Origin of the sequence: Paenibacillus sp. NPDC057886, assembly GCF_042796655.1 — a bacterium.
GTDB lineage: Bacteria > Bacillota > Bacilli > Paenibacillales > Paenibacillaceae > Paenibacillus.
This window is the reverse complement of sequence record NZ_JBHVMZ010000001.1, coordinates 663,647-689,621: the sequence shown is the minus strand read 5'-3', so window position 1 is coordinate 689,621 and position 25,975 is coordinate 663,647. Positions and strand designations below refer to the sequence as shown.

At 48.0% G+C, this 25,975-nt stretch carries 23 protein-coding genes; 4 read left to right on the top strand and 19 right to left on the bottom strand.

Annotated elements, in window-relative coordinates:
* Positions 1 to 61: 61 nt before the first annotated feature.
* From ACFVQB_RS03235 to ACFVQB_RS03175, 13 genes are all read right to left on the bottom strand, one after another.
* On the bottom strand, positions 62 to 3,235 hold the full coding sequence (locus ACFVQB_RS03235; RefSeq protein WP_379434979.1) for a bifunctional cytochrome P450/NADPH--P450 reductase: 3,174 nt from the start codon (positions 3,233 to 3,235) through the stop codon (positions 62 to 64).
* 379 nt (positions 3,236 to 3,614) lie between these two features.
* Positions 3,615 to 4,169, bottom strand: a complete 555-nt coding sequence (locus ACFVQB_RS03230; protein WP_379434978.1) for a glutathione peroxidase — start codon at positions 4,167 to 4,169, stop codon at positions 3,615 to 3,617.
* Between the two features lie 259 nt (positions 4,170 to 4,428).
* Positions 4,429 to 5,154 carry a LutC/YkgG family protein gene (locus ACFVQB_RS03225; RefSeq protein WP_379434977.1) on the bottom strand — a complete coding sequence of 242 codons (726 nt, stop codon included), beginning with the start codon at positions 5,152 to 5,154 and terminating at the stop codon, positions 4,429 to 4,431.
* Positions 5,144 to 6,661, bottom strand: a complete 1,518-nt coding sequence (locus tag ACFVQB_RS03220) for a LutB/LldF family L-lactate oxidation iron-sulfur protein (protein WP_379434976.1) — start codon at positions 6,659 to 6,661, stop codon at positions 5,144 to 5,146. The genes ACFVQB_RS03225 and ACFVQB_RS03220 overlap by 11 nt, the downstream gene beginning before the upstream one ends.
* Entirely contained in the window at positions 6,658 to 7,386 is a 729-nt protein-coding gene (locus ACFVQB_RS03215; RefSeq protein WP_379434975.1) for a (Fe-S)-binding protein, read from the bottom strand. The genes ACFVQB_RS03220 and ACFVQB_RS03215 overlap by 4 nt, the downstream gene beginning before the upstream one ends.
* Before the next feature lie 68 nt (positions 7,387 to 7,454).
* Positions 7,455 to 8,216 (bottom strand): DeoR/GlpR family DNA-binding transcription regulator, encoded by a 762-nt coding sequence (locus tag ACFVQB_RS03210; RefSeq protein WP_379434974.1) that lies wholly within the window; start codon positions 8,214 to 8,216, stop codon positions 7,455 to 7,457.
* Position 8,217: 1 nt separating this feature from the next.
* Positions 8,218 to 9,711, bottom strand: a complete 1,494-nt coding sequence (locus ACFVQB_RS03205; protein ID WP_379434973.1) for a rhamnulokinase — start codon at positions 9,709 to 9,711, stop codon at positions 8,218 to 8,220.
* A 251-nt stretch (positions 9,712 to 9,962) separates the two neighbouring features.
* Positions 9,963 to 10,478 (bottom strand): DUF2500 domain-containing protein, encoded by a 516-nt coding sequence (locus ACFVQB_RS03200; RefSeq protein WP_256222000.1) that lies wholly within the window; start codon positions 10,476 to 10,478, stop codon positions 9,963 to 9,965.
* A gap of 108 nt (positions 10,479 to 10,586) precedes the next feature.
* The gene (gene pepF / locus ACFVQB_RS03195) at positions 10,587 to 12,389 is read right to left on the bottom strand and encodes an oligoendopeptidase F (protein ID WP_379434972.1); all 1,803 of its coding nucleotides are present in this window, start codon (positions 12,387 to 12,389) and stop codon (positions 10,587 to 10,589) included.
* Between the two features lie 396 nt (positions 12,390 to 12,785).
* Positions 12,786 to 13,145 (bottom strand): winged helix-turn-helix transcriptional regulator, encoded by a 360-nt coding sequence (locus ACFVQB_RS03190; RefSeq protein ID WP_379434971.1) that lies wholly within the window; start codon positions 13,143 to 13,145, stop codon positions 12,786 to 12,788.
* Positions 13,146 to 13,428: 283 nt separating this feature from the next.
* A complete protein-coding gene (gene hxlB, locus ACFVQB_RS03185) occupies positions 13,429 to 13,992 on the bottom strand; it encodes a 6-phospho-3-hexuloisomerase (protein WP_379434970.1) in 564 nt (187 codons plus the stop codon).
* Between the two features lie 5 nt (positions 13,993 to 13,997).
* Positions 13,998 to 14,630 (bottom strand): 3-hexulose-6-phosphate synthase, encoded by a 633-nt coding sequence (gene hxlA, locus ACFVQB_RS03180; protein ID WP_379434969.1) that lies wholly within the window; start codon positions 14,628 to 14,630, stop codon positions 13,998 to 14,000.
* Between the two features lie 357 nt (positions 14,631 to 14,987).
* Positions 14,988 to 16,070: a lactonase family protein gene (locus tag ACFVQB_RS03175; protein WP_379434968.1), complete on the bottom strand. Its 1,083-nt coding sequence runs from the start codon at positions 16,068 to 16,070 to the stop codon at positions 14,988 to 14,990.
* Between the two features lie 214 nt (positions 16,071 to 16,284).
* Here ACFVQB_RS03175 and ACFVQB_RS03170 point away from each other — a divergent pair, with 214 nt between their 5' ends.
* On the top strand, positions 16,285 to 17,214 hold the full coding sequence (locus ACFVQB_RS03170; RefSeq protein WP_379434967.1) for an AEC family transporter: 930 nt from the start codon (positions 16,285 to 16,287) through the stop codon (positions 17,212 to 17,214).
* Here the strand turns inward: ACFVQB_RS03170 and ACFVQB_RS03165 are convergent.
* The 5 genes from ACFVQB_RS03165 to ACFVQB_RS03145 all read right to left on the bottom strand — a co-directional run bounded on the left by ACFVQB_RS03165 (position 17,192) and on the right by ACFVQB_RS03145 (position 21,296).
* Complete coding sequence (locus ACFVQB_RS03165) at positions 17,192 to 17,782, bottom strand: DUF2062 domain-containing protein (RefSeq protein WP_379434966.1); 591 nt, start codon at positions 17,780 to 17,782, stop codon at positions 17,192 to 17,194. The genes ACFVQB_RS03170 and ACFVQB_RS03165 overlap by 23 nt on opposite strands.
* Positions 17,783 to 17,840: 58 nt before the next feature.
* Complete coding sequence (locus ACFVQB_RS03160) at positions 17,841 to 18,299, bottom strand: OsmC family protein (protein WP_379434965.1); 459 nt, start codon at positions 18,297 to 18,299, stop codon at positions 17,841 to 17,843.
* A gap of 19 nt (positions 18,300 to 18,318) precedes the next feature.
* Positions 18,319 to 19,086 (bottom strand): DeoR/GlpR family DNA-binding transcription regulator, encoded by a 768-nt coding sequence (locus ACFVQB_RS03155; protein ID WP_379434964.1) that lies wholly within the window; start codon positions 19,084 to 19,086, stop codon positions 18,319 to 18,321.
* A 149-nt stretch (positions 19,087 to 19,235) separates the two neighbouring features.
* Positions 19,236 to 20,366, bottom strand: a complete 1,131-nt coding sequence (locus ACFVQB_RS03150) for an NADH-dependent flavin oxidoreductase (protein WP_379434963.1) — start codon at positions 20,364 to 20,366, stop codon at positions 19,236 to 19,238.
* Positions 20,367 to 20,618: 252 nt separating this feature from the next.
* Positions 20,619 to 21,296: an SOS response-associated peptidase gene (locus ACFVQB_RS03145; protein ID WP_024632055.1), complete on the bottom strand. Its 678-nt coding sequence runs from the start codon at positions 21,294 to 21,296 to the stop codon at positions 20,619 to 20,621.
* Between the two features lie 229 nt (positions 21,297 to 21,525).
* Here ACFVQB_RS03145 and ACFVQB_RS03140 point away from each other — a divergent pair, with 229 nt between their 5' ends.
* Together ACFVQB_RS03140 and ACFVQB_RS03135 are read left to right on the top strand one after the other, a co-directional pair.
* Entirely contained in the window at positions 21,526 to 22,047 is a 522-nt protein-coding gene (locus ACFVQB_RS03140) for a zinc metalloprotease (protein WP_379434962.1), read from the top strand.
* A gap of 43 nt (positions 22,048 to 22,090) precedes the next feature.
* Entirely contained in the window at positions 22,091 to 22,765 is a 675-nt protein-coding gene (locus ACFVQB_RS03135) for a hypothetical protein (RefSeq protein ID WP_379434961.1), read from the top strand.
* A gap of 184 nt (positions 22,766 to 22,949) precedes the next feature.
* On the opposite strand, the gene ACFVQB_RS03130 is transcribed toward ACFVQB_RS03135, so the two are convergent.
* Entirely contained in the window at positions 22,950 to 23,789 is an 840-nt protein-coding gene (locus tag ACFVQB_RS03130; RefSeq protein ID WP_379434960.1) for a helix-turn-helix transcriptional regulator, read from the bottom strand.
* Positions 23,790 to 23,978: 189 nt separating this feature from the next.
* On the opposite strand from ACFVQB_RS03130, the gene ACFVQB_RS03125 reads away from it, so the two are divergent.
* Positions 23,979 to 25,973, top strand: coding sequence for a beta-galactosidase (locus ACFVQB_RS03125; RefSeq protein WP_379434959.1), 1,995 nt, complete (start codon positions 23,979 to 23,981; stop codon positions 25,971 to 25,973).
* The last annotated feature ends 2 nt before the right edge of the window (positions 25,974 to 25,975 follow it).

Sequence of the window (25,975 nt, the reverse complement as noted above, 5' to 3'; positions counted from 1 at the left end):
AGAACCTTCTGTGTCTCACCGCGCAGATGCCTATTAATCATTGGAATCAGGAACGTATCACTCAGATACCTGTCCACACATCTTTGGCATAACGACCTTCCTGCTGCAAACGTTCTAACCACGCATCGGCTTGCTCCGTGGAGTTGCCGTTGACATCAGCGTAAGCGTTCTTAAGTGTTGCTTCAACATCAGGTGCCATCTTGCTGCCATCGCCGCAAACATACAGATGTCCACCCTGTTCCAGCAGAGGAATCAATTTGTGGGCATCATCTCTCATTAGATGCTGCACGTAACATTTCTCTTCCCCGTCCACACGGGAGAAAGCGGTATGAAGCTGGACAAGACCCTCTTGCTCGGCTGTTTCGAGTTCATTTTTATATAAATAATCATGTTCAGGGTTGCGACATCCAAAATAAAGATGGGCCTCGCCAACCTGCTGACCTTGTTCCTTCAGTACACGTCTTGCCTGCAGGAAACCACGGAATGGAGCTACGCCCGTCCCCGGACCAACCATAATAATTGGAGCCTCTGCATTTTCTGGCAGTTCGAACCCGGACTCAGGCGTGCGTATGAACATGACTACCTCTTCACCCGGCTTCAGGTTCGCCAGATAGTTAGATGCTATACCTTTATATTCTCCCTGACCACTCCACGCCGGAGCACGTACTACGCTAACGGTTATGCTGGCCTGTTCTGGCTGCACTCGTGGTGAGCTGGAGATTGAATAATATCGGGCTTTCAGGGAAGGCAGCAGTTCCAAAAACCGTTCGAAAGGCAGCTCACATGCTTCGTATTTTACCAAATAATCCAGCATGGATATACGTTTCTTACGCACTTCTTCCATGTATACAGACTCATCAAGAAGCGCTTCGAGCTCCTTCTTATGCGGTGGACATACCGTGTACGCCGCGAGTTCCCTCAGTTGGGCCCGAGTTGCCGCTTCCTGAAGTTCCACACTGTGACTGAGCAGATCGACCAGATTAACCGGTTGGTGTAATGGCAGATGAGCTGCGCTACGACCTGATGCATCCAGAACCAGATGTTCCGTACCTGTGAATCCATATCGTTTCAATACTCGTTCTACGAGCTCAGACGGGTTTTGCGGTAAAATGCCCAGGTGATCGCCTTCTTTATACGTTGCACCTTCAGGTAATTTAATCTCCAGATGACGTGTGCTTCGTTCACTGCCCGCATCGTGAAGTTCCCGATTCTCAAGCACTTCAGCAACATGTGCATCATACGTATCCGCGAGCGGCGTTACTGCCAGTCCACTGACAAACTGTACTGACAAGGAACTGCGCTCACTACCTGAACTTGTATTCAACTTGAGGCCCAGAGTTCGTGCCAGATCCGGCCATAGTTGCTCGGTCCAGTCTCCAACCTGTTTCTCAAAGTCCCCGCTGGCATCACTTTCTCCGATGGGTGATAACCGTTCTGCTCCTTTGGAAGATAACTGCTCATCAATCAAACGCGGGATACGCTGGTACGTGCTGGCCCAGTTGTGATCCCCACATCCGAGAACGGAGAATCGAACACCTTGGAATTCCCCTGCATCCGCATGTTCAATCCATTCTACAAAATCCTTGGCATTGCTTGGTGGTTGACCATTGTAGGATGCACTCACAATGATGACGACGCCTTCCTTCGGAAGTTTGCCTACACGATCATCCAGGGTAGCCACCTCGCTGCGGAAGCCCTGATATCTTGCGGTATCTGCGATTTCACGCGCAATGCCTTCCGCAGTCCCGAGATTGGATCCATACAGGACGAGCATCGGGGTGTGATGGGCATTTGCTGTATCCGGCTCTTGTCTTTTGGCAACCGGAGTCGGTTCCTCCACGGCAACAACCGGAACAGCCATGACCGGTTGACCCCCGCGTGCACGAACACGAATCGTGAAGTTATCGGGTTTGAGCGTCAACGTTTCTTTCACTTTCAACTGATAGTCCGCATGATCGATGAATTCAAAATGCTTCAGGACCATACCTAGCACAAGTGTTGCTTCCTGAAGAGCGAACTGCTGGCCAATGCAGGCCCGCTGACCATTACCAAACGGTTTATAGGCATCATGTGGCACCTTGCTCGGATCTTCGAACCGTTCTGGACGGAATGCCTCGACGTCTTCGCCCCATGCATCGCGGTCCCGGTGCAGCTTGGGAATAAGTACACTGACACTATCCCCTTTTTGCAAAGGATATTTCCCGTCCAGAACAAGGTCTTTCTTCGCGTATAAGGAGAATGCTGGAGCCGTAGGCCACAACCGCAATGCTTCGTTCAAAACCATGCGAACATATTTCAGATTGCGGACCTGATTGTATGTTGGAACCGGATCTTTCAGAATCTGATCTGCTTCAGCTTGAGCCTTGGCAAGTGTATCCGGGTTTTTCATTAAATAATAGATGGCAAAGGACAACAAGCCACTCGTCGTCTCATGTCCAGCAATCAGGAAGGTGATGATCTGGTAACGGATATTTTCATCGTCCAGCGTTTCCCCGGTTTCCGGGTCCTTGCCACTAAGCATGTGGGACAACAGATCGTCCGCCCCTTCCTGGGGCTGCTCCTTACGCTCCGCAATAATATGATCCACCAGTGAGTACATCGAACGGATATCCTGCTCAAACTGTTTCTTTTTGGTGATCATCAGCTTGTCTTGCAGACGCAAACGCTGCAACGAACTCATCGATTCGTCTAGTGCTCGAACCATACTGGTAATGAAGGGATGCGGTTCTTCCCGGTAAAAGCTGTTAAATCGGTAGTTGAATCCACACAATCCAATCGTATCCAGGGTGAGACGAGTCATATCATCAGGTACATTAACCGTCTCATCCGGGTTTAATCTGGACCACTTCTGTACAAGCTGTACAGCGAGATCAATCATTTTGTTGTGATATCCCTGCATCGCACGCTGGCTGAAGCTGGGCAGCAACACATTGTGAGCTTTTTTCCAATTCGGTTCTTGAGTCCAACTCGTAAACAGGCCATCTCCGGCAAATGCACGTACCTTCTCCAGTGGTGCCCATACACGTTTATCGAATTTGGATTCGTCGGTGACCTCAGCTACCAGTTTATGACCTGAAATATACAATTCACTTCGGCCAGGATAATCCATTCGAAAAATGGGTCCATACTCTTCAGCGAGTTTCACCAGGGATTGTACAGGCTCATCGGTGTTTAACTGTGGTAAGTTTCCTAAGGGTCCAAAAGTTTTGGGTTGGGGAACTGAAATTTGCGCCATAATACTCACTCCTCTTCCAAGTGTTACGTTTGACTAAAAAATAATACCTTCATTCAACTACGACTTCAGATCAACAGACATGACTACATTTTCTGCAAATTTTCATATTTCATCCAGATAACCTGAAAATCATACCGGAACCAATTGACCGAAATGGTATATTGGTCATTTTAGAGTAAAAAAAATGGGCTCCTTCGTTATCTTTCTTTTACCCTAACATTTCCAGTCCTAATCTTCAACAGTCTCAAAGTCTTAGGACCAATGGGTATCCATCCGAATTGGCATGAGTAAATTTCCCCTTTGGTCCATCCATATAGAGATTATTTTGCTCTGAACGAACACTAGAATTCAGAAGATACACAGTTCGCTCAAACTCAAACTAGGCCTGTCTCAGCAGGTTCCGAATCGCGGACTCCATCTCTATCGGTGCAACTGTAGTCTCATAGCGACCACTCACTTCCCCGGTTCGATCAATCAGAAACTTGGTGAAATTCCATTTGATCCCGTCTACCCGGTATAATTCGGGATGTTTCTCCTTGAGGAATTGATCCATCCACCGACCTTCTTCCGATTCCATATCATAACCCTCAAATGGGACCGTTTCGACCAGATAGCGAAACAAAGGATGTATGGATTGTCCGGTAACCTCGATCTTCTCAAAAATCGGAAAGGATATGTTAAAATGATTTCTGCAATACTGAGCTATTTCATCATTGCTGCCCGGTTCCTTGTGATTAAACTGATCACAGGGAAACGCCAGGATCTCCAGACCTTGATCGCGATATTGCTCATACAGGTGCTGAAGCTCCGTAAATTGTCGAGAGTAACTGCACTTGCTGGCTGTATTCACAATAAGCAGTACTTTCCCCTCAAAAACAGATAAATCGCTCGTGTGTCCATCCATGAATGGAACCTGATAGTTAAAAATACTCATTCATAACGCCTCCTTGGTCGGTTCTCACATGAACCCTCTCTTGAAATGAATTATACGCCGCTTCTCTTGATAGATTAAATATATAATAATTATAATATCAATAGTTTTTATCTATAAAACATCTTATCTGCTGCCATATGATTATATGGCACATTATCCTTTTCATAATGGACAAACTAGACATAGAAAAAACTGCCCTTCGCAGACAAGAAGCTGCTTATGGACAGTCATTCGTGATGTTATGCATTTCGAAATGTAGTTACCCCATAATAAGACCATATACAATCCCCGGTCCATGTACCCCAATCGTCAAATCATTTTCAATATCAGAAGAACGACTGGGACCGGAAATAAAATGAATGCCTGAAGGAAGATTCTCTCTTCCCGCTTCATCGAAGCGATCAAGCGTTTCACCAAGTCTGGTGTAGAGCCGTTCGATCGGAATAATAATGATGAGTACAGTGGGCAATAGACTAACTGAGCGTCCTTTTTCCGGCGAAGAAAGCACCGTAACGGAACCCGTATATGCTGTAGCATAATCCGCCATTACTACACCGATATCTGCCTCGGCTGCCCGTGCCTTCCAGTTCTCCTCTGCTTGGCTGTTCCATACAGAAATCTGCACATCGGGGAGTTTCTCTTCCAATCCAAGATCCGTCAGCGCCTGTTCATTCTGACGTATGATGTATTTCACACTCAATTCATGAGATTTATTAGCGATGAAATCCGAGGCTTCGCCAATGTCTCTTACCCGCGCGATATGAGCACCTACACTCACAAAATTATCGGTGAATGCCTGAATGCGCTTATCAATGTCCCACTCCAGATCCGTCCAGAACGCGGGGGCACCGCGAAAAGGTTGGGTAGGAGCATGCCTCTGCCGTGGTCTTCTCAATTTGGACGCAATGTCATTCATAAAGTGCTCCTGCTTCGCACGAGACTTCTTCTCCAATTGCTCCAGCCATTCTTGATGTTCAGTGTTCATGTTGGCCGCCGCCCCCCTCGCGTTCACGAAGAATCTGTTCCATTCGGTTCCGAATGGAGGAATCCATCTCTTTCTTCTCCTGATTCAGCTCCTGATCCAGCTTGTTCCATTGCTGCCGGAAGGAACGCTTCGCGAGGCTTGGCGCAACCCGATAGCTGTTCCAGCCTTTAAGGGGCCCAAGTTTAAGTGAAATTCCGTTATTCCGCACAACGGCTTTCTGACCAATCTGTCCAAGTCGAATAGCCGCACCGAAGCGTTTAGAATTGGATACAACCGCTGCAAAACCTTTCATGCCAGCGCTCTCAAGCTTATTGCCATGGCCCTCTTCCACCTTGCGTCTGCGTAAATATACGAGCATATCATGCAGCGGAATTTTGACCGGACAGGCTTCATAACAGGCTCCGCACAAACTGGAAGCACCCGCGATGTCGTTCCATTCATCAATATTGCCATTCAGTGCTGGTGTAAGTACCGCTCCGATCGGTCCGCTGTACGTTCCACCGTAAGCATGCCCGCCGATATGACGATAAACCGGACAAGCATTCAGGCAGGCCCCGCAGCGAATACAGTTCAACAGCTCCTGGAATTCGGGATCACCCAACTGAAGTGAGCGTCCATTATCCACGATTATAATGTGCATTTCATCTGGCCCGTCCCCGTCTTCTGTTCGACGAGGTCCGGTTATGCCTGACATATACATCGTTAATTTTTGACCTGTCGCAGAGCGTGGCAGCAGGGTTGCCATCACCTCGAGATCCGTCCAGGATGGAATGATGCGTTCCATGCCCATTAAGGTAATCTGTGTTTTTGGCACAGTGGATACCATGCGGGCATTGCCTTCATTTTCAAATAGGACCATGGACCCCGTCTCCGCAATCGCAAAATTGCAGCCGGTCATGCCGATATCTGCTTCAAGAAACTTCTCACGCAGCTTTTTGCGCACAAATCCGGCAAGTACGGTGGTGTCCGGTTCCAGAATTTCACCCGCTTCCTTGGATAACAGGTCCGCAATCTGGTAACGGTTCTTGTGAATAGCCGGAATGACGATATGAGATGGGGCTTCACCTGCCAATTGAATGATGTATTCACCCAGATCGGTCTCTATCGCTTCAATGCCTGCGGATTCCAATACATGGTTGAGATGCACTTCCTCGGACACCATGGACTTGGATTTCACCACGGTTGAAGCCTGCTTGTGAGCCGCAATATCCAGTGCAATCGCTGCTGCCTCTACCGAAGTATCGGCAAAATGAATATGAACCCCATTGGCACGTGCATTATTGACGAATTCATTCAGGTAATAATCCAGATGTGCGATCGTATGCAGACGAATCTGACGTCCACGTTCGCGCCATTCTTCCCAGTTGCCATGTTCTTCGGATGCGAACTTCTTGCCATTACGCAATCGTTCTGTCGTAAACTTGACAGCTTTCCGCAGGAAATCATCATTCAAAGCCAGTTCTGCACGTTCTTTGACGGTAACATCCATTACACCGGGTTGACTCATCCTGTTTGCACCCCCTCATACAGCAGTTCGGCCAAATGCATCACACGTACTGGTTCATTCCGATACCGCAGATTACCTGCGATATTCATCAGACAGGCCATATCCAGTCCTACCAATACTTCGGCTTCCGTCTCTTTGATGTGATCTACCTTCTCCGTGACCATGGCACCAGATATATCCGGCATTTTGATGGCAAAGGTACCACCAAAGCCACAGCAGTCCTCTCCGAAAGGAAGGGGAACAAATTCCAAACCTTTCACTGCCGAAAGTAATGCCATAGGCTCATCCTTTACGCCTAACAAACGGCTGCCATGACAGGAGGGATGGTATGTAACCTTATGCGGAAAATGGGCACCCAAATCCGTGATGCCAAGCACCTGAACAAGAAACTGTGTGAACTCGTAGGCTTTGGCTTCCAAGCGTTTGGCCTTCTCCAGCCATACAGGTTCATCGGCAAACAGCTCGGGATAATGATGAATCATGTACGTACAGGAGCCCGAGGGACAGACGACAAAATCACTGTCATCAAAGGCTTGCAGAATCGTTTTGGCGGCTACCCGTGTCTCATCCCAATACCCGCTGTTGTAGGAAGGCTGACCGCAGCAGGTCTGCACGGGCGGGAAATCCAACCGAACGCCATGAGCGGCGAGCAATCTCACCATCGCCTCCCCCACACGGGGATATATGGCATCGCTGAGGCAGGTAATGAATAAGGAGACCTTCATGATTACACGCTCCTATAACTGATGAATTGTTGTAATAACGCATATAAGTATCGAATATCGTATTGTTTTTATACCCTTGTGATTTTGATATCATAGCTGTTCAGACGTTCTATCAAATCATCATCAAGCGACTGATCCGTGATCACCGCATGAATCGCATTTAACCCGGTTACCCGGGCAAATGCACGAACCCCAAACTTGCTCGTATCTGCAAGCAAAATGACCTGGTCGGATATACCAACCATTTTCTGCTTCAACCGGGCCTGAAGCTCATTGGATTCACTGATTCCGCCGCCTTCCAGATGCACACCTTTACAAGACAGGAACAATTTATCGACATGATATGTCTCCAGAGAACGTTCGGCGAGCGGTCCAACAAAAGACAGCGACCTCTGGGCCAGCTGGCCTCCAGTCGAGATGACTTCAATCTTGTCCCTGCTGCTCAGTTCAGTGGCTACCTGAATGGAATTGGTCAATACGGTCAATGGCATATCCGGCATATTGGCCGCCATATACCCTGCTGTCGTGCTGGCATCCAGTAGAATTCGATCACCCGGACGAATCATGGATAGAGCCGACTGGGCAATTCTTTTCTTTTCCTCTGTATGTGTTGTTTCCCTTACCCGGTAAGGGATCTCGGGCTGCTCTTCCTTCACGCTAACAGCGCCGCCATGGGAACGGCGCAGTCGCCCTGCCTGTTCCAGCCGGTCCAGATCACGCCGAATGGTTTCTTCTGTTACCCGGCAGTGCTCACTAAGCTCGGATACACGCATGCTGCCTTTAACATTAACCATCTCCACAATCCGGTCATAGCGCTCTGCTGCCAGCATGTTACACCTCGCTCCCGGCTTGTGATTCCGACGATGCGGTCAACCGTAGAAATCTGCCGTAGGCTTCTTCCCAGATCGTTCTGTCCTTTGGCTCATAATCAGTTACTGGGAATGAATCACGGATGACCTTGCGGGCTTCCCATATATCCTTAAAGGCTCCACTTGCCATCCACTGTACAGCCATGTTCCCGATCGCACTGCCTTCTGCCGGACCCGCCCATACCGGTTTGCCGATAGAGTTGGCCGTCCACTGACATAACAGGCGATTCTGAATGCCGCCACCGACCATATGCAATCCGTTAAATGACTGTCTGGACAGTTGTTCTGTCCATTCCAGCACCCTCCGATACTTCAGTGCAAGGCTCTCCAGAATGGAACGGGCAATGGCCCCCTGATCTTGCGGCTCAGCCTGCCCTGTATCACGACAATATTGTTGTATACGCGAGGTCATATCCCCTGCTGGCATAAACCGCTCATCATCAGGATCAAACAGGCTTGCAAATGGAGGAGCAAGTTCCGCCCTGCTCAGTAGCTCCGCATAGCTGATTCCCTGTCCCTTCCGTTCCCATTCACGCATGCATTCCTGCAAAATCCACAGTCCCATGATGTTCTTGAGCAAACGGAACGTACCGCCTGCCCCGCCCTCATTCGTAAAGTTGAGCGCCAGACTCTCGGAACTGATGGCGGGATGATCAATCTCCGTGCCCATAAGCGACCAGGTCCCACAGCTCAGGTAAGCAAATGAACGCTCTGTTGCCGGAACAGCTACGACCGCTGAACCTGTGTCATGCTCCGCAACCGCGATAACCGGGATGGCAGACAAGCCAAGATCACTGCAAATGCTGCTGCGCAGCTGTCCTACACGAGTACCTGGCATGACCACTTCGCCAAACAGCGTCTCCGAAATGCCGATATGTGCAAGCAGTTCACCGTCCCAATGCCCTGTAGTTGGATTGTATAGCTGTGTTGTGGTGGCGTTGGTAAACTCATTCACCGCTTCACCGGTTAGAAAGTAACGAAGCAGATCGGGGATCATGAGGAAACGCTCCGCTTCGTTAAGTAATGGAGAGCCATTACGCTTAAGTGTTGCCAACTGGTACAATGTGTTAAAGCTAAGAAACTGGATGCCTGTGCGTTCGAAAATTCGCTGAGAGGTCAATTCCTGGCGCACCTGATCCATCATGCCGTTAAATTGTGTATCACGGTAATGATATGGATTGCCCAACAATTCACCATGACTTCCAAGCAGTCCAAAATCAACTGCCCAGGAATCAATCCCCAGACTTTCAGGCTGCTCCCCCTTTTGTTTAACAAGGTTCAGCCCTTCCAGCAATTCATGGTGCAGCCTCAATATATCCCAGTGAAGCCGCTCCCCCGCTTTTACCGGCTCATTCTTGAACCGATGGATCTCCATCGTTTCCATTCCCCGATCATTCAGATGACCCAGCAGTGCCCTCCCGCTTCCAGCACCCAAATCATACGCCATCACACTCACCGCTCTTCACCAGCCCTTCATCCCATACTATATTTCACCCTTGAACATTTCTTGATTTCATTCATGGCTGCTCTGTACTTATTCTTTACTTTATTCTGTACTTTTTTGTTTGTTTATTTTTGTTTTATACTGTTTTGCTTTATTTTACGAGTATATCATCATTGTAAGCGTTTGAATACCCTGTAATTAGTTTCTTTTACCCATATCAAAAACGACTCTCTCCATTCGGGAGGAGCCGCTTTCCTGTTATTTTACGTATAAAAGCTGTTTTTGCTAACACCTGACTGAGGCTGAACATCTCTTTCAAAATGCTTAAACCTTGTCCCCTGATACGTCAGCATACCTCGGTCATTTTCTACAAACATTCCGTAATTACTGCCGCCAACATTTAATTCCACACGGTCTCCATTATCAAATTCAAACGTGGCGTAATACCAGGTAGACGCACTGCTGTCCCCGCTCCCACCTGTGACTTCTGTTCGTTTTGCCACAATGGTTGAATGCAAGGTTAACAGCGCTGATGCATTATTCGATGACCATGTGCGTACCCCTGAAATAATGGCATAAACAATGACACCGGCAATGATGAGAAAAATGCCGCCAATAAAGATTGATCCAAACGCACTCATTGCACCAAACTCATTGAATCCAGCAAAAAAACCACCCTGATTGCCCTCAAAACCCGGAACATCATTCATGTCATCAAAAATACCGAAGCCATCCATGCTTAACCAGCCCAGTGATGAAGATATGCTCAATGACGTCATTCATCATCGTTCCCTTCTCCATGCAAATTAAGATGCACCGTCCCCTGCCAAGGAGACGGTGCACGTAGACAACCCTACAAGCCTTGTCCGTATACTATATGAACCTGATTACGAATACAGACGTTCAAGTTCATCGACCAGACTGCCAACATAGGCCACAGCAGCACGAATCGGCTCAGGCCCGGACATGTCCACACCCGCAAGCTTCATCAGCTCTTGCGGATCAAGGCTTCCTCCTGCTTTCAATGCGTCAAGCCATCGATCTACGGCAGGCTGCCCCTCTTCCCGAATCAGCTGTGCGGCAGCGGTAGATGCCGTCAGGCCTGCTGCATAGGTATATGGATACAATCCCATATAATAATGAGGTTGTCTCATCCAGGTCAGTTTGGCTCCTTCGTCAATCACCAGATCAGGCCCCCAGAACTCGGAGAGGATGTTTCCTTTCAGCTGACTTAACGTCTTCGCTGTGATAGGTTCATCCTTGGTTGCGAGTGCATACACCCGACGCTGCAATTCACCTTCAAGCAGATGCGTAACAAAGTTATGGTAATACGTATTGAGCAATTGCAAAATGACCCAACGACGCATTCTCGGATTATCGGAACGTTTCAACAAATGATCTGCCAGCAGCATTTCATTCATCGTTGAAGGCGCCTCTATGAAATAGAGGGACGGTCGTGTATTCGTAAGTCTTTGGTAATGCCCGGCAAGCATGAAATGTCCGGCATGTCCCACTTCATGGGCAAGTGTAAATGCTCCGCGCATGTTGTTTGCCCATGAGATCAGGATATAGGAATGAGAACCATATATGGACGAACAAAAAGCTCCTGTCGACTTGCCCGCATTATCGGCGTAATCTACCCAGCGCTCACTAAATGCACGTTCCACAATGTCGCCATATTCCGGTCCTAGCACGGCAAGAGCTTCACGAATGAGCGTGCAGGCTTCCTCATATGTAATGGCAGGACTGAATTCAGGGTCCAATGGTGCTTTCAGATCACAGAACATCAGTTTGTCCAGACCCAACTCACGTTTCTTGAGTGCTGCCAGTCTGCGCATATGAGGTGCGAGTTCCTGCTGGATGATGTCCAATACATTGTTATACATCTCTTTGCTTACCTGCTGCGGGCTGAGCAGCATATCCGTAACATCATCATATCCACGCAGCCTGGACATGACGACCTGCTTCTTCACTTCGGTGGCGTAACCTTCAGCAAACGTATTTTTGTAATCATTCAGCTTGGAGCTGAATGCAGCATACGCAGAGCGGCGCAGCTTCGTATCCGATGACATTTCATAATTGTTCTCATAAAATGACCAGGACAGCGGGCGATTATTGTCATCGCCATCAAGTGCATCGTCAAACGTCATGTCTGCCAGTTTGCCGCGCAGATAGATCCGGTATGGCGAATCCAGTACTTCCCCAAGGGAAGCAAGTACCTTCTCCGTTTCGGGCGAAAGACGATGTGCTTTTTCCTGAATTAGACGATCCAGACTGCGAGCATACGGCTGCAAACCCGGAAGTTCTTCAATATAACGTTTAACCGTTCCATCCGGAAGATCCACGATCTCGGAATTCACAAAAGACAAGGACGACGACAAATTCGATAAGATATCTCCCGCCTTGGCTGAATTCTCAATATTCGCAGGATTGGTACTGTCCTCCGACTGTTTCAGCCGGGCATATGAAGCCGTTTTGCTAATCCGTTCCTGAAGTGCTTCACGGGCATCCAGACAGGCCAGTAGCTGCTCAGCGCCTTCGCCCAGATGTCCTTTGAATATTTCGATATGGGCAGCAGCTTCAGGCAGTGATCTAAGCTCCTGCTCCCACTCTGCATCAGTCCCAAACAAGTCTCGCAAGTCCCAGGTAGTCTCTTGGCTTACTTCATCGCGTGTACGTATTTTTTCCATCGTTATATGTCATCCTCCTTGCATTTCCAATATCTCTCATCGTATCATATTCAGAGCATTTATACCTTACATATCCTAAAATGAGCCTTTTGGTTCAAGGGATTATAGATTGGACTAAAGAATATTCAGACTTACCACTCCGATGACAGAACAACCTTCCGATCGCTGTTATCCCCAGATTTTTTGATTCAATTTTACAAAGGTGAAAATCTGGTGATAAGCATATGCTTCCGATGTAGCTTTCTTTCAGAAAGCTTTTAGCTCTACTTCTTCAAGCTATTTATGCCCGCTGTGTTTGGAGTAAACTGTTGATCCACTGACCAAAATTTAAAAATATAAAAAAATCGCCGGGTGATGGAAGTATCCATTTACCCGGCGGTTCGTTCTGACTATAACTTATTCAGATTTCCAAATCACATTTTCACCATAGTTTTTACCCCAGTTATACATCGCATGCAGCACGGGCATCAGGCTCTCACCATGATCCGTCAACGTATATTCCACACGAGGAGGTACTTCTGCATACACCTTGCGCTCAATTAGCTTGTCTTCCTCCAACTCACGCAGCTGGTTGGTCAGCATCTTTTGGGTAATATGAGGAATTAATCGCTTCAATTCACTGAAACGTTTGGTGCCTTCAAGACCCAGATGCCATAAAATAATCAGTTTCCATTTGCCGCCAATCACAGCAAGGGTCAATTCTTTCTCACAGTTGATCTCTTTCAAGTTGATCCGTTCCTTGACTTCGGCTGCCATGGCTCCGAGCCCCCTTTTCTTCCATTCGATTTATATCGCTAAAATGCAATACGCATATCACAGGAACACTCCGCAACAGGAGAACTTGCCGCTCCCTTGTATCATAAAACGGGTTCATTGGTTAGATACAGCTTGTATACATTCTACTACAGCACGGCCCTGATGTTAAGCAGACCCCAATCAGATCACAGGCAACAATAGCAGAAAAGACCGGAACTCCCTCATGTTCAAGGAAATTTCGGTCTTCAATCTATTCTAATTCATAAAGTCTATGACATATGGACTATTCCAGGTTGGCATGACGCCCAAACATGTCTGCTCCAGTCATATTCTTCATGTCCATCATGGTGAGCACCAGTGCATCCATACTCAGCAGCAGCCCCTGTTCAAACAGAGAGCCCATCGGCTGAATAGTCACTGCCGCTCCGGCGTTCGCTGTATCCTCTTTGGCGGAGGCCTGAAGACGAACCACGGTATCTGACAGCTGTCCAATAGTGGACTCTGGTTTAATCGTGATCAGACCCACAGGAGCACCTGCTTTACTGGCCTTCTGAGCCATCGCTGCCAGACTGCCTGTCTCCCCTGAGCCTGAGCATAACAAGAGGAAGTCCTTCGGACTGATACCTGGCGTCACGGTCTCCCCAACTACATATACCCGAAGTCCCATCTGCATCAATCTCATGGCAAAAGCCTTGCCCATCAGACCGGACCGGCCTGCGCCTGCTACAAAAACCTGTTCGGCAGCCAGAATATGTTCCGCCATGGCCTGCATCTCCGAGTCGTCTATCTGGCTTAGCGTACGTTCCAGCTCCTTCAAGATGTCCACTGCATATTGTCGGCTGCTCATCTGTCTTACCCTTGTTGAACCAGGCGTTGCATCTCAGCAGCTACTTTGGCTTTGTCTGCTTGGCCCGTGATACCGCCACCCACAATCACCAGATCCGGTTGTGCTTTGATCACTTCAGGCAATGTTTCCAGCTTGATGCCACCAGCTACAGCCGTTTTTGCGTTTTTCACGGCTTGCTTGATCGTTTGCAGATCTTCGAACGGGCTTTGTCCAACCGCTTGCAGATCATAACCTGTGTGTACACAGATGTAATCTACGCCAAGGGCATCCACTTCACGTGCACGTTTTTCGAGATCAGCGACGTTGATCATGTCAACCAGCACAAGTTTGTTTTGTTTTTTCGCTTCTTCTACCGCACCTTTGATGGTCATGTCGTTACTAGCACCAAGGACGGTTACCAGATCCGCACCAGCTTCAGCCGCTTTCATGATCTCGTAGCCACCAGCGTCCATAATTTTCAGATCGGCGAGTACTTGCAGATTAGGGAAGGCTTCTTTCATCGCCTTAACCGCATGCAGTCCTTCATTAATAACGATTGGCGTACCAATCTCAACGATATCGATATATTGTTCAACTTCTTTAACAAGTGCAATACCTTCAGGGATGTTTACCAAGTCCAATGCCAATTGCAATTTCACGATTCATTTCTCCTTTGTTGTTCGAGTATCAGTCTGTTCCGATGCAAACCACGTTTGTTATGGCTACTCATTCATTGTAGAACCTGACTATCCGTTCAGGAAGTACGCACTTTGAAGTCAGGTAGTTACTTGCACGATACTATTGATTGAATTACATTGTTATATGAACCGTAATCTTGAAAATAAGTTTTCTTTCACAATCCACACATGAGGCTATCTGCAAATCCCTGTGCTCTTCTCATCAAAAAAGACCCCGCCACAAGGACAGGGTCTTTCCAAAGTTTAAGGTCAATAAAATCATATACATTGATCTCGAAACCTTATTCAAACCTCTCGGTTAATCATTCAATCCAGAGTTTACAGATATACAGGTTTCACACATACCGGCTTGGATACACCTGTGCTGTGACCTGTGTATTTCAGACGTCCGCTCTCCTGATCCACTGTAAAGGAAACGATATTATTGGTATCGCGGTTAGCTGCAATCAGCAGTTTGCCATTCGGAGTCAAAGCAAAATGACGTGGGTGTTCACCCTCAGCAGATACATGCTCAACCAGTTTCAAATATCCTGTTTCAGCGTCTACTGCAAATACCACGATGCTATCATGCCCACGGTTCGAACCGTATACGAAACGTCCATCGTTTGATACGGCGATTTCAGCTGTTGTGTTTTCATTGCCGTCATAGCCGTCAGGCAATGTGGACACGGTAGAAACCTCTGTCAATGTACCCGCTGCTGCATCATAACGGAAAGACGTAATGGAAGAATCCACTTCGTTAATAACATAGGCGAATTGACCGCTCGGATGGAATGCCAGGTGACGGGGTCCTGCACCCGGATGTGTTTTGGTTTCACTGTGCAGTACGAGTTCATTCTTGTCTGCATCAATGGAGTAGATTGCGATTTTGTCCGCACCCAGATCCTGTACCATCATGTATTTGCCATCCGGGCTGAAGAATGCAGAATGCACATGTGGCTTGTCCTGACGCTCAGGATGCGCACCTTTGCCTTCATGTTTCTTCTCATCCAGAAGCACGCCAACTTCACCGTTATCCGTCAGGGCTTGCAGACCCACCAGACCACCATGGTAGCTGGAAAGGATCAAGTAACGTCCGGAAGGATCACGTTGGATATGACATGGTGGAGCCGAAATTGAGTCATGACGATTCAGCAATGACAGTTTTCCTGTAGAAGGATCAATGCTCAGAGCTACAGCTTCAGACATTTTGTTGCCTTCGGCAGACGCTGTTTCACCGATCGCATACAGTTTGTTACCTTCAGCATCCACGTTTACAAACGTTGGGTTTTTCACGCCCGAGATACCATCAAGCTTGGAGAGGTTACCTGTATCCTCATTCAATTCATATGCGTAAATGCCCTCATTTTCCGCTTCGGCATAAGAGCCGACCAATACGAGCAAGCGTTTTGATTCACTCATTACAGTTTCCTCCTCTATGTGTATGTAATCTGGTTGCACCTCTTCTATAATAAATCTGCCATATCAAAATAGCAATCCACCGCCCCTGCGCATCCATGAAAGAAGCGGCATCCACATCGTCCTTTACGTAAGACAATACCAAAATCCATTCCCGGCAAAGGTCAACTTCTGCTATGATAAAATAGGTTTTTCATCCAGAAAGGACTGAATTCGGTTGTTTAATTCATTTCTGCTCACGTTATATCATGTATTTCTGCCCATATCGCTTCCGGTGATTGGAGGCATTCTGCTAAAACAGTTCAAACATTGGGACACCCGGCCGCTGTCGACCTTTTCCCTTTATATTTTGAGCCCTGCGCTTATCTTTGATACGCTGCTCCACGCCGAGATTACATGGACAGACGTAACCGGCACGTTCTGGTTTTCTATTATTAATCTAATTGCCCTGTGGGCACTAGCTGAACTGCTGAGCCGAGTGTTCCATCTTGGGGCAAGCGAAAAAGCGGGACTTACCCTTGTCTCCACGTTTACGAACTGCGTGAATTACGGGCTCCCGCTTGTATTGCTTGCCTTTGGACAGCTTGGATTGGATAAGGCTTCGGTATATGTCATTGGACAGATGATTATTGTCAACACGGTAGGAATCTTTTTCGCCGCCAGATCCGAATTTACCGTCAAAAATGCGATTCTGTCCGTCTTTCGTATGCCCTCCATCTATGCTGCTGCGATAGCCATCATTCTGCGTGCATCCGATCTGAGCTTGCCCGTAGCACTGGATGGAGGCATCTCCATGCTCGCTGCCGGTTATTCCCCTGTGGTACTGGCCATCCTCGGTGCACAGATGCTAAGACCGCGCGGTTCCGTCGAACCCTGGAAACCCAACGTTCGCAAAGCATTCTGGACGGGACTTGTAGTACGACTGGCCGCAGCACCAGTACTCTCGTATCTGATCCTAACCGCACTTCAGATAGAAGGAACGTTATTCAGCGTGCTGCTGATTCTGGCGTCCATGCCGACCGCAGTGAACGCAGTCATTTTGGCCGAGCAATTCAATGCCTCGCCGCAGTTTGTGTCCCGCTGTATTCTGTGGACAACCGCCGCGTCCATGGTCATTCTGCCGATCATGATTGTGATGTCTTCCTGATCAGCACGGGAGCCGAAGTTGGAGACATCGCTGCCTGCTTGCGTTTCTCCAATCGGCGTTCAAAGCGACGTTTGAGTGCTCTGACATAGAAGAACTTGACGACAAAGTAAGAAATCACACCCAGGATGACTCCAAAGACCGACATGCCTGCCAGAATATCCAGACCGCCCAGCAATAGTTCACTTAGCGCGGACCAGTTGCCGCGAAACAGCTCCATAAAAGCACTCTCATGAACAAGTCCCTGCCCCATGCTGTGCGCCGGCAATATCCAGGAACCAATTTGCTTGGCAAGCGGCATCAAAATGATGGGCAGGAATGTTAGCTTGCCGACCACGTTGCCCACAATGGCTGCTGGCAGCGAACCACCGGACAAACGTACAATCGGATAGAACACGAGATATACCAGTGATGCTGTGGAAATGACGATCAGTTCCAGACCAAAACCTAAAGCAAATCCGGTAGACACTTTATGTGCCCCGCCGGGAGCACGTAACAATTTGAGAAAATTAAGCTTCAAAGCACGTGTTAAACGCGCAAAACGTGAGTTTTTGCTTTTCTGTAGGTTCATACCGAACTTCCCCTTATCTTACACAAATGACGGCTCAAGCCGCCTATTCTTCAGTATATCACACCGCGTTAACGCCTGCTGTTATAATCACTGGCTGTGTCTCGATGGCGACGTTACCTGCTACCGCTCTGGAGATCATGCAGGACTCTTCTGCTTTATATGCCAGACGCTCAGCTTTCGTCAAATCTGCCTCAGATGCACCCGCTTTAAGCACAACACGCGGTCTGTGTACGATCCGCTCATACGTAAATATGTTATTGGTGACATCCACCGTCGCTTCCGACTCCAGTGTCAGCTCAGCCGGTGTAATATCCGACCGCTCCAGCATTGCTGCCAGCGTAATCAAATAACAGGTGGACGCTGCACCCAGCAGCATTTCATCCGGATTGGTACCGGTACCCGGACCACCCATCTCCTGAGGAATCGAGATGACTGTTTTTAACCCGCCTGCATCAATATGCCCTTCACTGTTACGTCCACCATTCCAAGTAGCTTTCAGATGAAAAGGATGTTTCATTATATTCATTCCTTTCTAATTAGACACGGACACATGTTATAGATTGTTCATTCAATGCGGTAACCTGCTCTTCATCTAAGCCCAGATCAGTTATTACTTTTGCCACACTGCTGAGTTCTGCGACTCTGGTAAAAGCCTGCACACCAAACTTGCTCGAATCCGCCAGCAGTACAACTTCATCGGCAATGCTGATCATCTTCTGCTTCACCAGTGCCTGCAATTCATTCGACTCACTGATGCCCTTGGTCAGATGTACACCTTTGCAGGATAAGAAAACTTTATCCACATGATAGGCATCAAGCGAACGTTCAGCAAGCGGCCCTACAAACGACAAGGACTTTGAAGCAAGCTGTCCGCCTGTCGCGATTACACGGATCTGTTCCTTGTTACTTAGCTCAGCTGCGACCTTGATGGAGTTGGTCAGCACGGTGAGCGGTATATTTGGCAGTCCTGCCGCCATATACCACGCAGTTGTACTGGCATCTAGCGCAATCCGGTCACCATGCTCTACCATTTTTACCGCTTCGTCCGCAATTCTGCGTTTCTCTTCTGCATGAGTTACAGCCCGCTCCGGATAAGGGATTTCCGACTGCCCCTCTTCTTTATATTTTACGCTGACAGCCCCGCCATGGGAACGTCTGAGCCTTCCAGCCTGCTCCAGCTTGTCCAGATCACGACGGATCGTCTCTTCCGTCACACCGCAGCGCTCACTAAGCTCGGTTACGCGCATGCTTCCCTGCGCATCTACCCATTCCACAATTTTCTCATAACGTTCAGCCACGAGCATCTTCATTCACTCCAAACCGTTGATTATCCAAGATGAATCCTGTTCATCCCATCATACCACAGTGCCCCCGGAAGGAGAATTTCATCGAGGGCGCAGAAGGTGCAAAAAAGAGGGAGCTACGCTCCCTCCATTTCGAATGAAATTGTGTTTTATTTATCGTCAGCCATAGGGAACCAGCCCGGTGTGTGAATAATTGCATTCCACAGACCGTCAGGGATAACCAGACGTTCCTGATCCGATTTGGTGAGAATCGTCTCGATATCTTCCTCACGTCCGCTTTCGATTTTCTCAACCCAATCAGGTTCGATAATCAGCTCACGGCCAATCGCAAGCAATGGCACACCGCTCTGAAGAGCTTCCGCTGCCTCATCTGCGGTATGGATGGCACCTACGCCAATCACAGGCAGTTTACCGCCCACACGGTCAAGGATAAATTCAATTCTGGAGCGAGTATCTGCTTCACCTCGTCTTGGTTTGGACCAGAACTCGTTGACGGATACATGCAGGTAATCCAGATTTTTATCTTTCAGCGCATCAACCAATGCATATGTCTCTTCCATGGTCAGTCCCGGTGTTTCTGGCTCTTCTGGTGAGAAACGATATCCAACGATAAACGGCAGTTTCGTATGTGTAGCTACCGCCTTCTGGACTTCATCTACTACAGCCAGTGGGAATGTGAGACGTTTTTCGATGCTTCCACCCCAACGATCTTCACGTCGGTTGGAATGCGGAGAGAAAAACTGTTGGATCAGATAACCGTTTGCACCATGAATTTCAACACCGTCGAATCCAGCTTCAATGGCGCGGCGAGTTGCTTCCCCAAAGTCCTTGATAATGGACGTAATTTCGTCATCAGACAACTCTCTTGGTACAGGAGATCCCGGACGCTCACTGGCAACAGCGCTTGGCGCAGCGACTTGACCCGCTGGTACCGCTTGTTCTGGTGTGAGACGACCTGCATGGAAAATTTGCAGTACGGCTTTGGAACCTTGCTGCTTAATGGTATCGGCCAGACGTTTCAGACCGGGAATAAAGCTGTCGTCATAACTACCAAATTGAGCCGGAAAACCAATTCCATTTGGAGTTACATGAGTTACCGCTGTAACAGACATACCAGCACCGCCGGTACGACGTGCATAATAAGCAAGTTCAGCGTCTGAAACAGTACCATCTGGATTCGAGGACATATGAGTCATTGGAGCGAGCACGATCCGGTTTTTCAGCGTAATTCCGCTTGGCAGTGAAACTTGTTCAAACAATGGGCTATACTTTGGATTCATTCGTGGTTCCCTCCTGATTAAGTATCTCTTTTAATAGATATATGAATATATGCGTTCGATTACTGTAATGATTATAGTTACGTTTCACTCACATTGCAACTTTTCATTTTTCACCCCATATCCCTACCATGCTTAAAGCTCGCTGCTCCATTCAATTCCCGCCTTTTGTCCATTACACTTGTTTTTTATTTCTCAACCCAAAAAGACGGAGTGTCCTATGACTCTCCGCCTCATTAAACCTGCTTGCTCAGCTTAGAAACTGCGAACGTATGCCAGCTTCTGGTCCATCTCTTCCACACATTCATAACAGTCATGCTCATCATTGGCTACCATCGGAGTAACCGGATACAGATTCATCTCTGTACTGTTGTAGGATTTCAACAACGGCAGCAGCTGCGTCACGCGTGTATTCGCCGGATCCAGCCAGGTATTGATCTCTTCTTCAGACAGAATCGCCGGCATTTTGCTGCCAAACTCCCGTGTAACCATGTTTGCCCCCGCCATCAGCATCGTGCAGGTACGCAGTGGCTGTTTGCGCGTATCTTTCCATACCTCGTATAATCCCGCAATGCCAAATAATCCACGATCCGGCATAACTACACGCACCGCATAGCTTTTCTTGCCTTCCTGACGCCAGTAATATAAACCATTGCATGGGATAACACAACGCTTCGTCTCTACCAGCTTGTAGTAGGCTGGATTCTCATGCACCGTCATGAGATTGGCGTTAACTGCATCGCGTCCCCAGAACGGAATGAATCCCCATCTGAACTCGTCCAATACCCGTTCTCCGTCCTGATGCAAAATAATCGGTGTATGCTGGGTTGGGCTGATATTGTAACGGTTTTTGTAATAATACATCACTCGTTCAATCTTAAAATGATCCCTGACCTCATCCAAATCGGCTGCCAATGAAAAACGGTTGCACATGCTCAGGCACTTCCTTTCCCTGTTTGAATTGAATTTGATTGTATTGTTTGTTATTGCAGGGAAATTATGCATGCAAATATGGACAGCAATCGACTTTTCAGACGAGTAAGGTCTAATCCAGCAATTTTTTTGTTTTTTTACACGAAAACAAAGACTTAAGACTCATTTCAATAGCTCTATTCCTTGTTACTATAATAGAGAAAAAATACAATTATTGGAGGTTTTAAGTATGAAAAGGAAGTTTCTCATGAGCATCATGTTGTTTTCAGCCATCGCGATGTTCGGCAGTACCATCTATGCGGCAACTTTTCTAACCTACGGCTACCCGAGCTCCACCATTCCGATTCGCACTTACAACTACGCCTCCACATGGCAAACTCCTATGGATGCCTCCCTCAGCAACTGGAACAATGCCGGTGCCAAAGTACAGTTTACCAAAACGAGCAGTTCCCCCAACACCATTACGGCCGGAAACTTCAATAACACGGCATATGGCGTCAACTACGCCTCGGTGTCTGGCAGTCAGGTCGTAAGCTTCCGCATTGAATTGAATGCAACCACCATTACGGCTGATGCAACCAACTTGTCCAACTTTATTCAAAGCGTATTCGTTCATGAGCTCGGACACTCCGTTTGGCTCGGGGACAACCCATCCACCACCAGCCCTTCCATCATGCTCTACTCCCGTAACCGGAACACAATGACACAGCCTCAAACCTTCGATATCAACAACGTCAGATCCAAGTACTAATCCGCTATTCTCAAACCCCTAAATCCAAGGAGGATTCTTACCCATGAAAAAAATTCGAGTATTAACGATGCTTGCCTCTTCCATTTTCATTTTATCTGCCCTAGGCTGCTCCTCAGCAACGACAAATACGGCTGCCACCAAGGATGAACCAATTACGATGATTGCTTCCGAGGACTTCCCAAGTTACTCAAGCATCGGCGATCTCTCCGAGAGAGCAAACACCGTCGTTAGAGGCAGTGTCATCCAAACACGGGTTGAAGCATTGAATGACATGGTACAAGCTCCTGCTGTAAATGAAAGTGCTCTGGATGAGCAAATTAACCCTGGCGGTGAGGATATTGTTCCCTTTGATAAAATTTATACGATTTATACCATTAAGGTTGCTGAATCCTTCAAGGGAACTCACGCTGCCGGCGACACCATTGAAGTGAAACAGCTTGGCGGACAGCTGGGCAATACCGAGATTATTAACGATGACAATATCAAATTCATTCCCACCAAAGATTATGTACTCTTCCTGGAAACGTATGAGGACACCCCCGCCAGCCTGCTGAATTCCGTGCAAAGCCTGTATGTAATCAAACCCGTAGCCAAATCGACTCAACCGGGTGAGCAACAATCGAAGTCCGAAGTTATTGTGAGCGCGAACCCCGAGAATGATCTCAAGTTAAGCATCGATGAGCTGCAGGAAATCCAAAGCAAAGATCAGAACAAATAACCTCATTGGACATGCACCATTTCCCCTCCCCCTACTGTTCAGTCATATTGCAAAAAACGTGCCGCTCAGTAGAAACTGGCAGCACGTTTTTTTTGATTATTAATGATAGGCTCTGCCTATTTGGTATGTGATAACTTATTCACATATTTATTGAGATATTTATTTATGTCCCACTTATCCCTCCTTATCCTCCGCTTCCCGAGCTGTACAATGATCTGAATTGCTGCGGGGTCATCCCGATATAGGTTCGAAACATACGAATAAAATAACTGCTGTGTGTAAATCCGCACTGAGAAGCAATTTGTTTTACGGACAGTTCCGAGTCTACGAGCATTCTCTTCGCGACCAGAATGCGACAATCCAGCAAATACCTGCCAGGTGGAACACCCATGATACTCTTGAACATGCGATTAAAATAATACACACTATATCCCGCTGTATCCGCCATTTCAGCAAGACTCAGCGGCTGTGTGCAGTGACGCCGGATATAATCGGCCGTGGAGCGGATCGTATCCTGATGGTTCAGTAATGACGTCCCTTCGATTGACTCCGAATTCCGTGCCAGTTCAGCTAGCAGCTCATACAGTACCGCCGACAATTTGGGTTCATGCACACTCTCATAACCTGCACCGAGCTGGCACAATTGTTCGTGCAAATCTTCGAAACGGTCCTCTCCAGAGAATGAAAAGAGCCACACTTTATCCGGATTCCGCAAGCCCAGCAGCCGCTCCAGATCGTGGGCTTGCAGATGAATCCATCTGATATCCCAGGGATCGGATGGATCGGCATAATATTGCTGTGCCTGTCCCGGCGCATATAGAAAGCCTTGTCCAGCCGTTAATCGAACGTTCCCCTGCTCGGTTCTCACTTCACCCTGCCCGTTAAAAACCAGATGCAGATTATACTCTCGTATTCCGTCCGGACGATGTTCACTGTGCTCTGGATCGACATATCTTCCGTAAGCCACCGGATAACATGCATATCCTGCATGCCCGGGCTCCGGCATAAACCAATGGCTTCGCATATATTCATCCTCCGAAAATAGCAAGATCATGATATCCTATCGCAACATGTTATTATATTCCCCTGTCATTATCCACTATAAAATGAAATAGAGTCAACGCCATTCCACAAGATGTTGATAGTGGAGTCATTAAGCATGGGCTTGACCGTGCATGAAATCATTATACCAGACCAAAGGAGAGTAACATACATGAACCAAAACCGACCTGTTCAAATGGGCGTTGATTATTATCCCGAACACTGGGACCCTAACCTGTGGGAGCAGGATGCCCGATTAATGGCCGAAAGTGGTGTACGTATTGTCCGTGTGGGTGAATTTGCCTGGAGCCGAATGGAGCCTGCCGATGGACAATTCGATTGGACATGGCTTGATCAGGCGCTCAATACCCTTTATCGTAACGGGCTTCAGGTGGTGATCGGTACACCAACGATGACACCTCCGCGCTGGCTCACCGAAAAATGTCCCGATATTCTGCCAGTGCTGCCAAATGAACAGTTGTATCACGAAGGAGTTCGCGGCCATCGCTGTTATAACAGTCCGAGCATGCGGACGTACAGTGCACGAATTGTCCAGAAGCTGAGCGAGCGATATGCAGGGCATCCGGCTGTGATTGGCTGGCAGACCGATAATGAATTCAGTTTCACGGATTGTCAGTGTGCTGCTTGTTCAGAGGCTTTTCGCGAGTGGGTTCGTGCCCGATACATTACACTTGGGCAGCTCAACCAGGCTTGGGGTACCGTTGTCTGGAGTGGAGAATACAGCGATTGGGAACAGGTGACGCCACCCTATGGCGGCTCTCCGTTTCAGAATCCTTCGTTCCTGCTGGACTACTCCCGTTTTCAGTCGGATTCCATTGTCGCTTTTCAAACCATTCAAATCGAGATCATTCGGCGTAACTGTCCCGATCATTTTGTCACTCATAACTTTCACAGCTATCCGCAAAAGGCAGATCAATATAAAATCGGTCAGGAACTGGACTTCGCTTCTTTTGATTATTATCCAAACCCTTCACCGAACAAAACAGACACCGCACCTTACAGTGGCGCACTGTCGTTGGATCTGACACGGGGCATCAAACGGCGAAACTTCTGGATCATGGAGCAGCTTAGCGGACCTCCGGGATGCTGGTTTCCGATGTGGCGTACACCCCAGCCCGGCTTCCTGCGTGCTCACTCCTGGCAAACCATTGCTCGTGGAGCGGATGCGGTCGTGCATTTCCGCTGGCGCAGTGCCACTATAGGAGCAGAACAGTTCTGGCATGGGCTGATCGATCACAGCAATGTTCCAGGGCGACGGTTCAAGGAGTTTCAGCAATTATGTACCGAAGTGAACAGCTTGAGTGAACGCCTGCAAGGCTCCACTTTGCATAACGAAGTCGCCATCCTGCATTCGCATGATCAATTAAACGCTCTACGAATTCAGCCACAGGCAGACGGTCTGGATTACTACGAGAATATGAAAGTATGGCATCGTGCCTTGACCAAATGGGGACTGGGTACGGATGTTATACATCCCTCGGAAGCACTGGATGGCTACAAAATCATCATCGCTCCGCACTTGTATTTGCTGGACGAGAATACAGCAGAACAACTTCAAGCCTTTGCTGCCGCTGGTGGAATGTTGGTCATAACGCATCGCTCCGGTGTCAAAAACGATAACAACGTCTGTGTCATGGCGCAACTTCCAGGTTTGTTATCTGCTTGTTCGGGCGTGCGTGTTACCGAATATGACCCCGTCGGTGGTGACCAAATTCAGATCCGGGATGAGAAGGGCAACACGTATGCTGCCTCACAATGGGCTGATGTGTTGGAACTGGACACGGCACAGCCGATTGCGGTTTATGCGGATCAATTTTATGCCGAAAGTGCGGCTGTCACTCAAAACAACTGGGGTAAAGGTAAGGTCTATTATGTGGCGACTCAGCCGGATGAAGCTTATCTGAGCCAGTTATTACGAACCATCGCTGAACAATGTGGCCTGTCCGAGATACAATCCCTGCCAGACGGTGTCCAGGTGACAACCCGCTCAGGACCGAATGGAACGTTTCGTTTTATCCTGAATTTAAGTCCTGAACCTGTGTCCATTCCGTTGCAAGCTTCATACACCAGTGCATTGGATGGAATTATGAAAGGACCTCAATTGGAACTGGGGCCTTATGATATCGAAATCTTGGAGATTCAATAATA

What these genes read in the sequence shown, in the direction of transcription:
- ACFVQB_RS03235 (WP_379434979.1), bottom strand. Translation starts at nt 3,235, where the DNA reads ATGGCGCAAATTTCAGTTCCCCAACCCAAAACTTTTGGACCCTTAGGA.
- ACFVQB_RS03230 (WP_379434978.1), bottom strand. Translation starts at nt 4,169, where the DNA reads ATGAGTATTTTTAACTATCAGGTTCCATTCATGGATGGACACACGAGC.
- ACFVQB_RS03225 (WP_379434977.1), bottom strand. Translation starts at nt 5,154, where the DNA reads ATGAACACTGAACATCAAGAATGGCTGGAGCAATTGGAGAAGAAGTCT.
- ACFVQB_RS03220 (WP_379434976.1), bottom strand. Translation starts at nt 6,661, where the DNA reads ATGAGTCAACCCGGTGTAATGGATGTTACCGTCAAAGAACGTGCAGAA.
- ACFVQB_RS03215 (WP_379434975.1), bottom strand. Translation starts at nt 7,386, where the DNA reads ATGAAGGTCTCCTTATTCATTACCTGCCTCAGCGATGCCATATATCCC.
- ACFVQB_RS03210 (WP_379434974.1), bottom strand. Translation starts at nt 8,216, where the DNA reads ATGCTGGCAGCAGAGCGCTATGACCGGATTGTGGAGATGGTTAATGTT.
- ACFVQB_RS03200 (WP_256222000.1), bottom strand. Translation starts at nt 10,478, where the DNA reads ATGACGTCATTGAGCATATCTTCATCACTGGGCTGGTTAAGCATGGAT.
- pepF (WP_379434972.1), bottom strand. Translation starts at nt 12,389, where the DNA reads ATGGAAAAAATACGTACACGCGATGAAGTAAGCCAAGAGACTACCTGG.
- ACFVQB_RS03190 (WP_379434971.1), bottom strand. Translation starts at nt 13,145, where the DNA reads ATGGCAGCCGAAGTCAAGGAACGGATCAACTTGAAAGAGATCAACTGT.
- hxlB (WP_379434970.1), bottom strand. Translation starts at nt 13,992, where the DNA reads ATGAGCAGCCGACAATATGCAGTGGACATCTTGAAGGAGCTGGAACGT.
- ACFVQB_RS03175 (WP_379434968.1), bottom strand. Translation starts at nt 16,070, where the DNA reads ATGAGTGAATCAAAACGCTTGCTCGTATTGGTCGGCTCTTATGCCGAA.
- ACFVQB_RS03165 (WP_379434966.1), bottom strand. Translation starts at nt 17,782, where the DNA reads ATGAACCTACAGAAAAGCAAAAACTCACGTTTTGCGCGTTTAACACGT.
- ACFVQB_RS03160 (WP_379434965.1), bottom strand. Translation starts at nt 18,299, where the DNA reads ATGAAACATCCTTTTCATCTGAAAGCTACTTGGAATGGTGGACGTAAC.
- ACFVQB_RS03155 (WP_379434964.1), bottom strand. Translation starts at nt 19,086, where the DNA reads ATGCTCGTGGCTGAACGTTATGAGAAAATTGTGGAATGGGTAGATGCG.
- ACFVQB_RS03150 (WP_379434963.1), bottom strand. Translation starts at nt 20,366, where the DNA reads ATGAATCCAAAGTATAGCCCATTGTTTGAACAAGTTTCACTGCCAAGC.
- ACFVQB_RS03145 (WP_024632055.1), bottom strand. Translation starts at nt 21,296, where the DNA reads ATGTGCAACCGTTTTTCATTGGCAGCCGATTTGGATGAGGTCAGGGAT.
- ACFVQB_RS03140 (WP_379434962.1), top strand. Translation starts at nt 21,526, where the DNA reads ATGAAAAGGAAGTTTCTCATGAGCATCATGTTGTTTTCAGCCATCGCG.
- ACFVQB_RS03135 (WP_379434961.1), top strand. Translation starts at nt 22,091, where the DNA reads ATGAAAAAAATTCGAGTATTAACGATGCTTGCCTCTTCCATTTTCATT.
- ACFVQB_RS03130 (WP_379434960.1), bottom strand. Translation starts at nt 23,789, where the DNA reads ATGCGAAGCCATTGGTTTATGCCGGAGCCCGGGCATGCAGGATATGCA.
- ACFVQB_RS03125 (WP_379434959.1), top strand. Translation starts at nt 23,979, where the DNA reads ATGAACCAAAACCGACCTGTTCAAATGGGCGTTGATTATTATCCCGAA.